Origin of the sequence: Bordetella flabilis (assembly GCF_001676725.1) — a bacterium.
Taxonomy (GTDB): Bacteria; Pseudomonadota; Gammaproteobacteria; order Burkholderiales; family Burkholderiaceae_B; genus Bordetella_C; species Bordetella_C flabilis.
In genome coordinates, this window is record NZ_CP016172.1 from 2,827,871 (window position 1) to 2,839,654 (window position 11,784).

The following is an 11,784-nucleotide window of genomic DNA, read 5'->3' on the forward strand; positions in this document are numbered from 1 at the left end:
GATAGGGAGCACTGACAAAAGTGAAGAAAAAAATGCCAATTACCGTCTAGATATTTTGACTTAGTACAAATCGGCGAGGAATCCTATCAAAAGATTTCATTTTCTCTAGTTTCCAGTAATGGAAAATTTTCATTTTTCATCAAAAGTTACGCCAAGTCGGTTTTGGGGCACCTGTTCCGCGTGGGGATGGCGGCCGGTCAAGCCACAGGCCGGCGAGGGCGGGGCGCGCGGGCGCGGCGAACGCTACGGCCGCCGTCGAGCAGGTCGTCGCGCATCAGCCCGGACACCAGGTCGCGCAGCCAGCGGTGTGACGGCACGTCGTCCCATCGCGCATGCCACACCATGCTGTAGTGCGATGCCGGCAGGGCAAAGCCCAGCTCCAGGACATGCAGGGGATGGAAGCGCGCGATATAGGTGGCCAGCTTGCGCGGCATGGTCACGGCCAGGTCCGTCTGCAGCAGGATCAGGGGTACGTGGCTCATGCTGGAGACATACAGGCCGAAGCGGCGCTGGTGGCCACTGCGGCGCAAGCCGATATCGACCTCATTGTCCTTGCCCAGCATGTCGGTCGTCGTGACGAAGGACAGCTCGCAGAATTTCGCCGGTGTCAGGCGCGTGCGGGCGGCGGGGTGTCCGCGCCGCAGCAGGCAGACGCGGTCGTCGTCGAACAGGGCCTGGCTGCGAAAGCGCGGGCCCACGTCGTCGAAGCGACCCAGCGCGATATCGACAGAACTGTCTTCCAACTGCCTTTCGGGTAGCGCGACGCCCTGCATGTTGACGAAGCTGAAACGCACGGACGGCGCCTCGCCGTCACAGTAACGGCGCAAGGCCGGGGCGAGCATCCATTCCAGGGTGTGGCGGGCGGCGATACGGAAGGTGCGGCTGGAGCGCGGCGGATCGAAGCTGGCGACGTTGTCGATGATGCCGCCGATGGACGCCAATGCTTCCCGGACGGTAGGGCGGATCTCCAGTGCCAGGGGAGTGGGTATCAGTTGGCGGCGCGCCAGCACGAAGAGGGGATCGCCCAGCAAACGGCGCAGTTCTGCGAGTTTCCGGCTGACGCCCGGCTGCGTCATATGCAGGCGCGCCGCGGTCTGCGTCGCGCTGCGCGTCTCCATCAGCACTTCAAACACCGTCAGAAGGTTGAGATTCACCCTGCGCAGCGTATCCAGTTCCATGGCGGTGGCGATACATACCAAAATCGGTATTGTATGTTGCTTATAAATAATTTGATGGTATGAAGCCCGCCACTTAGCATTTCGCTCATGCCTGCCGCTTACACCGGGCGCCTGCCCGTGCTTGCGCGTGCGCAGGGCGCAGGCGGTCGGCATGGCCATGGAGAACCAGATGAGCAGGCAGAAGGTGCAACCGTTCCCTTTCTACGAGATCGCAGGCACGCCACGCGAGCGCGGCAGGTCGTACGGTGAGCAGGCGCGCGAGCGCGTGGCGCGGTCGATCGCGCACTACAGCGAACAGGCCGGCCGCTGGAACCTGGCCCGCGAGGAGATGGACCGGATCATCCATAGCTACGTGCCGGTGGCACGGAAGTTCGACGAGAACTACATCGCCGAGATGGAAGGCATCGCCGAGGGCGCGCGCGCGCGTTTCGAGGATATTTTCCTGCTCAACGCCCGCACCGAAGTGATGAAGCTCGCCTTCAAGCCCGAGCTGCGCGCGCGCCTGCTGGCCGGCGAGTCCACCGACGGCTGTACGTCGGTGACCGTCATGGCCGACGCCAGCCAGGATGGGCGGCTGATCCATGCGCAGGACTGGGACTGGAAGGTCGAGTGCGCCGAAACCGGTGTGGTGCTCCGTATCCTGCGCGAGGACGGACCGGACATCCTCACCTTCACCGAGGCCGGCATGCTGGGCCGGTCCGGCTTCAATTCGGCGGGTATTTCCATCACCGGCAACAACCTCGAATGCGACCGCGACTACCGGCAGATCGGCGTGCCCTTGCCCCTGATCCGGCGCAAGGCGCTGGAAAGCCCGTACCTGGCGCACGCGCTGCATGCCGTCTATGCGACGCCTAAGACCGGCTCCAACAACATGGCGGTCTGCCATCAGGACGGCGTGGCGATCAATTTCGAGTGCGCGCCGGACGAAACCTTCCAGGTGCTGCCGCAGGAAGGCCTGCTGGTGCATGCCAACCATTGGCTGAGCCCGGTCGCGCTGTCCAAGCTGCGGGATACGGGGATTGCGTTCTCGCCCTGCACCTTGTACCGGGAACAGCGCGTCCGCGAGATCCTGCTGCCCCAGCGCGGACGTATCACCGTGGACGCCGTCAAGCAGGCCTTGCTGGACGGGTTCCAGTCGCCGTGGTCGGTGTGCCGTCCGCCACGCCAGGATTTCGGCCGCGACACCCGCAGCGCCACCGTGTCGACCGTGGTGATGCAGCCGGAGCTGGGCATCATGGAAGTCGCAAACCTGCCGGCGATCGATCCGACTTTCACCACGTATCACCTGCCGCGGCGCGGCTAGCGCCGGCGACGGCGATCACAGGCGGCGCCAGCCGGCAGGAGTCGGGGCATCGGTGGTCCACCGCCACGCAGAATCAGGCTTCGGGAAGACGTACAACATGAGAGGGGAAGGAATATGAATACGCCTATCGCAGGATATTTGCCGGCTGCAAAGCGCATATCACGGTTCATCGTGGGTCTGGGCGCCGGGCTGGTGCTGGCCGCCGGCGGCGGCTTGGCCGGACCGGCCGCGGCACAGTCCGCCGAAACCTTTCCGTCACGCCCGATCAAGATGGTTGTGCCGTTCGCGGCCGGCGGCGGCACGGATATCCAGGCGCGCATCGTGGCCCAGGAAGTCGGCAAGGTACTGGGGCAATCGATCATCGTCGAGAACCGGCCAGGCGCGGGCGGGAACATCGGCGCCGCCTACGTCGCCGGGGCGCAGCCGGATGGCTATACGCTGCTGGTGGGCTCGACCGGCACCCATTCGGCGAACCAGTTCCTGTATTCGAAGCTGCCGTACGATCCGGTGAAAGACTTCACGCCTATTTCGGTGCTGGCCACCTTCGACAACGTGCTGGTGGTTCCGGAATCATCCTCGATCCGGACCTTGAAGGAATTGGTGGATGCCGCGCGCAAGAATCCCGGGAAGCTGAATTACGGCGTCACCACCATAGGCAGTTCCTCGCATCTGGCGGTGGAGAAATTCAAGCGCGATGCCGGCATCGAGGCCGGTGCGGTGCCTTATAACGGCGCGGGCCAGGCCACGACAGACCTGCTTGCCGGCCGGCTCGATTTCATGCTGGACCTGGTGGGCACGCAGCTGGGCAACATCAAGGCCGGCAAGGTGCGGCCCATTGCCACGACGGCATCCAGGCGCAATGCGGTGCTGCCCGATGTGCCCACCATTGCCGAATCCGGCTATCCCGGCTTCAGCGCCGTGGGCTGGATCGGCTTGTTCGGGCCGGCCGGCATGCCGCAGCAGGCGGTCGACGCCATCTACGGCGCGATCGAAAAGGTCTATGCCTCGCCGGAGTTCCAGGAAACGATGCGCGCGCGCTCCTTCGATGTGGCCCATATGCCGCCCAAAGAGTACGCGCGCTTCCTGCAGAACGAGCGCGAGAAGTGGGGCGCCGTCGTGCGCGAATCCCATATCAAGCTGGATTGAGGACGAACGGATATGAACGCTGATCCCCTGTTTCCCGACGACATGCGCTGCGTCGTGCTTATCGGCATTGACTTCGACGGCGCCAGCCACGAGGTCGGGCGCGGCATCGCCCCGCTGGGCAAGCACTCCTGGGGCAACTATTCGGCGCGTTGCGGCGTGCCGCGGCACCTGGAGATGCTGGCGCGCCACGGCGTGGACGCGACTTTCTTCATTCCCGGCTATGACGCGGAACAGCATCCGGCCACGGTCGAGGAAATCGACCGCTGCGGCTTCGAAGTGGCGGCGCACGGCTACCTGCACGAGGCCTGGGACCTGGAGGGCGCCGAAGAGGAAGCCTTGCTGCGCAAAACCGACGCCATCCTGAAGGGCATCCTGGGCAAGCCCGTACTCGGCTGGCGTTCGCCGTCCGGGCGCAAGACGGACAAGACCATGGCGGTCCTGAAATCGCTGGGCTATATCTACGACTCCAGCGACAAGGACTACGACCGGCCGTACCGGCTGCGCTTCGGCAAGGGCCGGGACGACCTGATCATCGAGCTGCCGAACAATACCTACAGCCTGGACGACTTCCCGTTCTACAAGTTCAGCTACACGCCGCCGTCGGAAGTGCTGGCGCAGTGGCGCGCCGAGTTCGACGCCATCTATGGCGCGGACCGGTTTTTCGTGCTCTCGCTGCACCCGCGCGCCGGCTGGGGATCGGGAACGCCGTCGCATACCCGCATCCTGTCGGACCTTATCGACTACATGAAGGGGCATGACGGCGTGCACTTCATGCAGGCCAGGACCTTCGCGCAATGGTGCCTGGAGCATAGCAACCGTCTCGAAGAGGTGTCGTTCACATGATCTCGTATCCCTGGCCCCATGGCGCCCGCTCCGTGGTCCTGCTGACCGTTAACTTCGACGCCGAATCCTTCGACCTCAAGGAGGTGGCGCCGGCACGCATGTTCGGCCGGTATTCCTATGGCCGGTATGCGGTCCGTGCCGGCTTTCCCCGGCTGCTGGATCTACTGGCAAGGCACGGCGTGCCCGCTACCTTCTTCGTGCCCGGCGCGGACGCGCGCCGCCATCCGGACCTGGTGCGGGAAGCCGCAAGCCAGGGACATGAAATGGCCGCCCGCGGCGTGGACCTGGAGGACTTCGCCACGCTGGGCGAAAAGGAGCAGGAGGTGCTGCGCGCCTCGGCCGGGATCCTGGGCGACATCACCGGCGCTGCGCCACTGGGCTTTCGGGCGCCCGGCGGACAGTTGTCGCCGGCGACGCTGGAGCACCTGGCCGAACTGGGCTTCCTCTACGACGCGACTTTCCAGGACGCCGACCACCCCTACGTCTTCGGCCTGTCGGGTGGGAAGAAGCTGGTGGAGCTGCCGTCCACATTCGCCCTGGACGACGCGCCCATCTATTCGGCGCGCCATACCCATGCGCGCCTGCTGGCCATCTGGCGCGACGAGGTTGCCGCGATGCACGAGGAGGGGACACTGATTCCGCTCACCCTGCATCTGCGTGGCGACTTCGGCTCCACGCGCGCGGCGCGCATCGCGGTCCTGGACACGCTGCTGACGGAGATCAAGCAGTTGGGCGGCGTGCATTTCACCACGGGCGCCGAACTGGCCCGGCACGCATTGTCCCTGGACCGGCCAACGGAGCCGGATCCATACCTCGCGCATGCGGACACCTTGTCCAGGACGACGTACCGGGGCGACCTGGCCGTGCGTCCCCTTTGACGCGGGCGGCCGGGATCCCGTCCCGGTCACTCGCCCGTGTCATCGGTACCTTGCGGCGCACCGAACAGAGCCTGCTGCCGGCGGCCGCGCACATGCACGCCCTTATGGTGGAGAGCCTGGCGGCCTTCGCGCGGGCGCACGGCGCCACGGTGCTGGTGTAGAGGGGGAGGGACGGAACCGCCCGGGCTATTTTGAGCCCTGGGCCAGCCCGCCGTCGCGGCCATCGCGGGCCAGGTGCAGCACGCGCTGGTTCGGAGGGATGAACAGCTCCTGGTAGTACACCGGACTGCTGCGTCCCAGGTATGCGCGGATATCCAGGCGCTGTCCTACCGTACCGGCGCGCGTACCTATGGCCTTGCAGACGGCCGCCTCGAATTTGCGGCTGGATAGATACTGGTCCATGAGCCCGATCGCCTGCGCGGTTTCCTTCATGATCAATTCCTTGAAATTCTCGCTGCCCAGTTTCTTGAGCGGCAGCGTCAGGAATGCCGGCAACCGGTCGGGATCCGCGTAGAAGCGCGAGAAGACCGAAAACTCGTCCCCGATGGCCAGCACCCGCTCGATACAAAACACGTGCTGGCGGCCCAGGTGGGCCGTCCAGGCGCCGTCCTCGTCCAATTCGTAGCGCGCCAGGATGGTCGGGTACACGGGCAGGTAGCCCTTGCCGCTGTCGTCGACGAAGCGGCAATGCAGCGGGGCATGCATGGATTCGTCGGGCCGCCCCGCGACGAACGTGCCGCTGCCTTGTTGCCGCACGATGATGCCTTCGTCCACCAGCATGCGCAGCGCTCGCTGGATCGTCCCGACGCTCAAGGGCAGGGCGGCTGCCCATTCCAGTTCGGTGGGCAGCCGCAGTCCGGGTGGCCAGGATCCCGTGGCGACCGCATGGGCGATGGCGTCGCGCATGGCCATGTACTTGGGAATGCCCGGCCGGACGTAATGGTCGAGGCGGCGTTGCAGGTCCGCGCCGAGGGTGGCTTGATCTTGGTTCATTACTTTAATACTATATAGTAATAGCGCAATAACGAGGCGCGTGACGGAGACGAGGCAGACATGGGTGCTGGAAATCTGGTTGTCATTATGTCCGATGAACACAATCCCAAGGTAATGGGCTGCGCGGGCCATCCCATCGTGGCGACGCCCCACCTGGATGGGCTCGCGGCTGCGGGCACCATGTTTTCGGGGGCATATACGACCAGCCCGGTGTGCATCCCCGCGCGCGCCGGCTTTGCCTGCGGCAAGTACATCCACCAGATCGGGTTCTGGGACAACGCCGACGCCTATGACGGCAGCGTGCCGAGCTGGCATCACGTGCTGCGCGAGCGTGGCCATGCCGTCGTGTCGATCGGCAAGCTGCACTTCCGGCAGCCCGGCGAGGACCATGGGTTTACCGAGGAACAGATCCCCATGCACATCCTGGAAGGCAAGGGCGACCTGATGGGTTTGATACGGGATGACCTGCCGCGTCGCGGTGGGGCCAGGAAAATGGCCGCCATGGCCGGTCCCGGAGAGACGCCCTACACCATGTACGACCGCGAAATCTGTTCGCGCGCGCAGGTGTGGCTCCGAGAAGAAGGGACCCGCCGTCACGACAAGCCGTGGGTGCTGTTCGTTTCCTTTGTCGCGCCGCACTTTCCGTTGACCGCACCCCCGGAGCACTACTACCGCTATTGGGAGCAGGATCTTCCCATGCCCAAGCTGTATGCACGCGAACAGCGGCCACAGCATCCCTATCTGCGCGACTACGCGCAAAGCTTCTGCTACGACGACTATTTCGAGTCCGAGCACGACGTCAAGCGGGCCTTGGCAGGTTACTTCGGCCTGGTGTCCTTCCTGGACGAGAACATCGGCAAGGTGCTGCGTGCGCTGAGCGAGACGGGCCTGGCCGAGACGACGCGGGTCATCTATACCAGCGACCACGGAGACAACCTGGGCGCGCGGGGCCTGTGGGGCAAGTCCACCATGTATGACGAAATCGCCGGCGTTCCGCTGATCATGCGCGGTCCTGACGTGCCGGCGGGACAGGTCGTCGCCACGCCGGTCAGCCATGTGGACTGTTATCCGACCATCGTCAACAGCGTGGGCGTGGACTTCGAGGGGGTCAGGGATACGCACCCGGGGGTCGATCTGCGCACCGTCGCGGCCGGCGCCCAGCCGGAGCGGATGGTCCTGTCCGAATACCACGGCATGGGATCGACGTCCGGCGCCTTCGCCATCCGGCACGGCCAGTACAAGTACGTGCACTACGCCTTGTATCCGGCACAGTTGTTCGACCTCGAGCGGGATCCCGATGAGATCCAGGACCTGGCGGGCGATCCCGCACATGCGGCCACCTTGGCGGCGTGCCGGGAACGCCTGTATGCGCTGTGCGATCCCGAGGAGGTGGACAGCCGCGCGAAGGCCCGCCAGGCAGAGCTGCTGGCGCGCAACGGCGGGCGGGAAGCCGTGATTGCGCGCGGCGATCTTGGCTTTACCCCGGCGCCCGGCACCGCCGCGGATTTCCAGTAGGAAGGCGTAGCAGGAATCGCACGGGACCACTGGTCCTGTCCGCCGGCCGGCGGATGCGCTTACGCGCTGCGGCAATGACGGACCTTGCGTAGTCGAGGCCGATATGACAACGAGGAGACACATGATGAACAACAAGCATCGTATCGGCGCGGCATGCCTGGCGCTGGCGTTGGCCACGTGGGGGGCTGCCCCGGCGACGGCGGCGGAGCAGGCATGGCCGGCGCGGCAGGTACGCGTCATCGTGGCGTATCCCGCAGGCGGGGGCCTTGATTTCGTTACCCGGGTCCTGGCCCAGCAATTATCGAAAAAGACCGGCCAAAGCTTCGTCGTGGAGAACCGGTCCGGGGCGTCCGGGCTGATCGGCGCCGACGCGGTGGTCAAGAGCGCGCCTGACGGCTACACCATGCTGGTCGCTTCCCCGGCCGAGGTGCTGGTAGGCGCGATCGCCGGGCAGAAGATGCCCTACGACCCGCAGCGCGACCTGGTGCCGGTGACGCTGGCCGGCGAGACCCCCCTGGTGATCGCGGTGCATCCGTCGATCAAGGCGCGGACGATGCAGGAGCTGCTGGCGGAAGCCAAGCGCAGCGCCACGCCGCTATCCTATGGCACGCCGGGCAACGGCAGTTCGATGAACTTCGCCGGCGAGTCCATCAATCTGCTGGCCGGTACGTCCGTCCAGCACGTCCCCTACAAGGGCGCGGCCCCGGCCGTTGCGGACTTGCTGGGCAATCATATTCCGATCGGCATCGTCGGCATGCCACCCACCGTGCCTTACCAGAAAAGCGGGCAGCTGCGTGTGCTGGCCGTGACCAGCGACAAGCGGTCCAGCGCCATGCCGGATGTGCCGACGATGGCGGAATTGCCGGGGTTCAAGGGTTACCGCTTCACGAACTGGATGGGCGTATATGTGCCTGCCGGCACCCCCGCCGCGGTGGTGGACCGGATGTCGGCGGATATCAATGCGATCCTGCACCAGGCCGACACGCGCGCGCTGTTGGCCCAACAGGGCGTCGACCCCATCGGCGGCACGCCGGCCGACTTCGCGGCATTCCTGAGCGCCGAGCGCCAGCGCTACGAAACCATCGCGCGCGAGCGGCACATCAAGATCGATTGACCTGCCGGGCGGTGCCGCCGCGGCGGCTGTACGCCTGGGCGGCCGCAGAACGCGCCCGTTGCACAGTATTGCCGCCGGAGTGGGGCAGACCCGGCGGCCACCTCGGCATACCTAGCGATGGGTCACGAACTTCGTGACGAGGTAGCCGTCGTAGGTCTCGCTGCCCCCCTCGCTGCCGATGCCGCTGTCCTTGACCCCGCCGAAGGGCATCTCGGCCATGCCGCTGCCGTAATGGTTGATGTTCACCATGCCGGCTTCCAGCGCATTGGAGGCGCGCGTCGCGGTCTGCAGCGACTCGGTAAAGACATAGGAGCTCAGCCCGTAGGGCAGCGCGTTGGCCAGCCGGATGCCGTCCTCGAAGGAATCGAAGGACGTCAGCGAGGCGATAGGACCGAATGGTTCTTCGTTCATCAGGCGTGCGTCGGCGGGCAGGCCGGCAACGACCGTCGGGGCAAAGAACGTGCCGCGCGTACCGACGCGCTGGCCACCCGCCAGCACCTCGCCCTTGCGCCGCGCCACGTCTTCCATGAAGCCCTCCATGGCGGCGATGCGCCGCTCGTGCACCAGCGGGCCCATATCCACGCCCGTTTCCAGGCCATCGCCGACCTTCAACGACCGGATGACTTCCAGGAAACGCGCCGCGAAGCGGTCATAGGCCTTGCGCTGCACGAAGAAGCGCGAAGGTGAGATGCATACCTGTCCGGCATTGCGCATCTTGAAGCGCGCCAGCATGTCGGCCGCCGCGTCCAGGTCGGCGTCATCGAAGACCAGCACGGGCGCATGGCCGCCCAGTTCCATGGTCATGCGCTTCATATGGCTGGCGGCCAGCGCGGCCACCTGCTTGCCCACCGCCGTCGAACCGGTGAACGACACTTTGCGCACGATGGGCGAGCGGATCAGGTAGGCGGAGATGTCGGCGGGCACGCCCCACACCAGGTTCAGGCAGCCGGCGGGCAAGCCGGCATCATGCAGGGCGCGCGCCAGCGCAATCACGCCGCTGGGGCTGTCCTCCGGTCCCTTGATAACCAGCGTGCAGCCATTGCCCAGGGCGGCGAACACCTTGCGCGACGCCTGCCCGATCGGAAAATTCCATGGCGAGAAAGCCACGCAGACGCCCACCGGTTCGCGCTGCACCCACTGGCGCACGTCCGGCTGGCGCGACGGGATGACGCGCCCATAGGTGCGCCGGCCTTCCTCCGCATGCCAGTCCGCATGCTCGGCGCTCTTGTCCGTTTCGGCGATCGCCTCGGGCAGCGGCTTGCCCTGGTCCAGAGAAATATCGCGGGCGATCTCGCGTACGCGTTCGCGCAGCAGGTCGCCGGCCTTGCGCAGGGTGGCGGAACGCTCCAGAGGCGACGTGCGCTTCCATTGCTGGAATGCGGCCTGGGCGGCGGCCAGGCACTGGTCCAGGTCCTCGGTGGTCGCATGAGGCAACTGGCCCAGCACTTCGCCCGTGGCCGGGTTGGTGATGGGCTGGGTCTTGCGCCCCTCCGCAGTGATGAAGCGTCCGTTGATATAAAGGACCGGATCCTGGTACATCGCGTGTCTCCTGGCGCCGGACCGGTGCGTCGGCCGATTCCGGGATCGGCGCGGCCGGCTGGCATGACCGGCTATCGTATCAGCGGCCGCGGGCTGCTTCGTTTCCCTTTCGGAACAGCAGTGTTCCGGCTGGGAAAAGCGGGGCAAAAAAAAGACCTGCAGCGCCGCAAGGTGTCCATAATCTGGTTTGGCGACGCCGCGTCCAGGCGGCGCGCCGCGCACGGCGCAGCGAAAGCGACCGTCGCATATACAGAAAAAACAGAGGAGACAAACATGGGCATGTCCCAAAGGTTCAAGTGCATTCTTGCCGCCACGGCGGCGCTGGCCGGCCTGGCGCTGGCCGGGCCATCGCGCGCCGACTATCCCGATCATCCCGTGACCGTGGTGGTCGGCTTTCCCGCGGGCGGCTCGGCCGACCCCTTCGCCCGGCTGTTCTCGCAGGAGCTGTCCAAGAAGTGGGGCCAGCCCGTCGTGGTGGAAAACAAGGCCGGCGCCAACGCCTTGATCGGCACCAGCTATGTGGCCAAGGCGGCGCCGGACGGCTATACCCTGCTGGTGGCGCTGGGCAATCACACGATGAACCCCGCGATGTACAAGAACCTGCAGTTCGATACCGCGAAGGACTTCGCTCCCATCGCGCTGCTGGCGCTCGCGCCCAATGTGCTGGTCGTGCGCAACAACTTCCCGGCCCGCGACTTCAAGGAATTCCTGCAGGCGCTGAAGGCCAACCCCGGCAAGTACACCTATGCATCATCGGGCAACGGCGGCACGCCGCACCTGGCAGGTGTGCTGTTCAGCCAGAAGACCGGCACTTCCATCCTGCACGTGCCCTACAAGGGCGCGGCGCCGGCGATCGCCGACCTGATGGCCGGCACCGTGGATATGTCCTTCGCCACCTTGAGCTCCGCGTTGCCGCAGATCAAGGCTGGCAAGATCCGCGCGCTGGCGATTACGCACGACAAGCGCGTGCCGCAGTTGCCGGATGTTCCTTCGCTGGACGAGCTGGGCATCAAGGGGGCCGATATCGCCACCTGGTACGGGTTCCTGGCGCCGGCGGGCACCCCGCGTCCGGTGGTCGAGAAGATCCATGCCGACCTGGCGGAGATCGCCGCGCGGCCCGCGATACGGGAGCAGGTGACGACCATGTTGGGCTCGGTCGTGATCCAGGAGGGACCGGCCCAGTTCCAGCGGCGCATCGACAACGAACTGGCCGAATGGGAGAAGGTCGTCAAGGCGTCCGGGTTGTCCATGAATTGACCGCCGTACAGCATCCAC

Annotated in this window: 10 protein-coding genes; 7 read left to right on the forward strand and 3 right to left on the reverse strand. The window is 65.7% G+C overall.

Annotation, left to right across the window (positions count from 1 at the left end; genetic code table 11):
* Positions 1-197 precede the first annotated feature (197 nt).
* Entirely contained in the window at positions 198-1,178 is a 981-nt protein-coding gene (locus BAU07_RS12305) for a LysR family transcriptional regulator (RefSeq protein WP_198168903.1), read from the reverse strand.
* A 169-nt stretch (positions 1,179-1,347) separates the two neighbouring features.
* Here BAU07_RS12305 and BAU07_RS12310 point away from each other — a divergent pair, with 169 nt between their 5' ends.
* The 4 genes from BAU07_RS12310 (at position 1,348) to BAU07_RS12325 (ending at position 5,348) form a co-directional block, all read left to right on the forward strand.
* Positions 1,348-2,481, forward strand: coding sequence for a C45 family autoproteolytic acyltransferase/hydolase (locus BAU07_RS12310; protein ID WP_198168904.1), 1,134 nt, complete (start codon positions 1,348-1,350; stop codon positions 2,479-2,481).
* Between the two features lie 114 nt (positions 2,482-2,595).
* The gene (locus tag BAU07_RS12315) at positions 2,596-3,627 is read left to right on the forward strand and encodes a Bug family tripartite tricarboxylate transporter substrate binding protein (protein WP_084025653.1); all 1,032 of its coding nucleotides are present in this window, start codon (positions 2,596-2,598) and stop codon (positions 3,625-3,627) included.
* Between the two features lie 12 nt (positions 3,628-3,639).
* On the forward strand, positions 3,640-4,470 hold the full coding sequence (locus BAU07_RS12320) for a polysaccharide deacetylase family protein (RefSeq protein ID WP_066657999.1): 831 nt from the start codon (positions 3,640-3,642) through the stop codon (positions 4,468-4,470).
* Positions 4,467-5,348 carry a polysaccharide deacetylase family protein gene (locus tag BAU07_RS12325; RefSeq protein ID WP_066658002.1) on the forward strand — a complete coding sequence of 294 codons (882 nt, stop codon included), beginning with the start codon at positions 4,467-4,469 and terminating at the stop codon, positions 5,346-5,348. Before BAU07_RS12320 ends, BAU07_RS12325 begins: the two co-directional genes overlap by 4 nt.
* Positions 5,349-5,534: 186 nt before the next feature.
* On the opposite strand, the gene BAU07_RS12330 is transcribed toward BAU07_RS12325, so the two are convergent.
* Positions 5,535-6,341 (reverse strand): GntR family transcriptional regulator, encoded by an 807-nt coding sequence (locus tag BAU07_RS12330; protein ID WP_066658005.1) that lies wholly within the window; start codon positions 6,339-6,341, stop codon positions 5,535-5,537.
* An 87-nt stretch (positions 6,342-6,428) separates the two neighbouring features.
* Between BAU07_RS12330 and BAU07_RS12335 the strand changes: the two genes are divergently transcribed.
* The gene (locus BAU07_RS12335; protein ID WP_418214866.1) at positions 6,429-7,856 is read left to right on the forward strand and encodes a sulfatase family protein; all 1,428 of its coding nucleotides are present in this window, start codon (positions 6,429-6,431) and stop codon (positions 7,854-7,856) included.
* A gap of 121 nt (positions 7,857-7,977) precedes the next feature.
* Positions 7,978-8,970 (forward strand): Bug family tripartite tricarboxylate transporter substrate binding protein, encoded by a 993-nt coding sequence (locus BAU07_RS12340; protein ID WP_066658011.1) that lies wholly within the window; start codon positions 7,978-7,980, stop codon positions 8,968-8,970.
* Positions 8,971-9,081: 111 nt separating this feature from the next.
* Here BAU07_RS12340 and BAU07_RS12345 read toward each other — a convergent pair whose 3' ends face one another.
* Positions 9,082-10,509 (reverse strand): NAD-dependent succinate-semialdehyde dehydrogenase, encoded by a 1,428-nt coding sequence (locus BAU07_RS12345; RefSeq protein ID WP_066658014.1) that lies wholly within the window; start codon positions 10,507-10,509, stop codon positions 9,082-9,084.
* Between the two features lie 273 nt (positions 10,510-10,782).
* On the opposite strand from BAU07_RS12345, the gene BAU07_RS12350 reads away from it, so the two are divergent.
* Entirely contained in the window at positions 10,783-11,766 is a 984-nt protein-coding gene (locus BAU07_RS12350) for a Bug family tripartite tricarboxylate transporter substrate binding protein (protein ID WP_066658016.1), read from the forward strand.
* Positions 11,767-11,784 lie beyond the last annotated feature (18 nt).

What these genes read in the sequence shown, in the direction of transcription:
- BAU07_RS12310 (WP_198168904.1), top strand. Translation starts at nt 1,348, where the DNA reads ATGAGCAGGCAGAAGGTGCAACCGTTCCCTTTCTACGAGATCGCAGGC.
- BAU07_RS12305 (WP_198168903.1), bottom strand. Translation starts at nt 1,178, where the DNA reads ATGGAACTGGATACGCTGCGCAGGGTGAATCTCAACCTTCTGACGGTG.
- BAU07_RS12325 (WP_066658002.1), top strand. Translation starts at nt 4,467, where the DNA reads ATGATCTCGTATCCCTGGCCCCATGGCGCCCGCTCCGTGGTCCTGCTG.
- BAU07_RS12345 (WP_066658014.1), bottom strand. Translation starts at nt 10,509, where the DNA reads ATGTACCAGGATCCGGTCCTTTATATCAACGGACGCTTCATCACTGCG.
- BAU07_RS12315 (WP_084025653.1), top strand. Translation starts at nt 2,596, where the DNA reads ATGAATACGCCTATCGCAGGATATTTGCCGGCTGCAAAGCGCATATCA.
- BAU07_RS12330 (WP_066658005.1), bottom strand. Translation starts at nt 6,341, where the DNA reads ATGAACCAAGATCAAGCCACCCTCGGCGCGGACCTGCAACGCCGCCTC.
- BAU07_RS12320 (WP_066657999.1), top strand. Translation starts at nt 3,640, where the DNA reads ATGAACGCTGATCCCCTGTTTCCCGACGACATGCGCTGCGTCGTGCTT.
- BAU07_RS12350 (WP_066658016.1), top strand. Translation starts at nt 10,783, where the DNA reads ATGGGCATGTCCCAAAGGTTCAAGTGCATTCTTGCCGCCACGGCGGCG.
- BAU07_RS12335 (WP_418214866.1), top strand. Translation starts at nt 6,429, where the DNA reads ATGTCCGATGAACACAATCCCAAGGTAATGGGCTGCGCGGGCCATCCC.
- BAU07_RS12340 (WP_066658011.1), top strand. Translation starts at nt 7,978, where the DNA reads ATGATGAACAACAAGCATCGTATCGGCGCGGCATGCCTGGCGCTGGCG.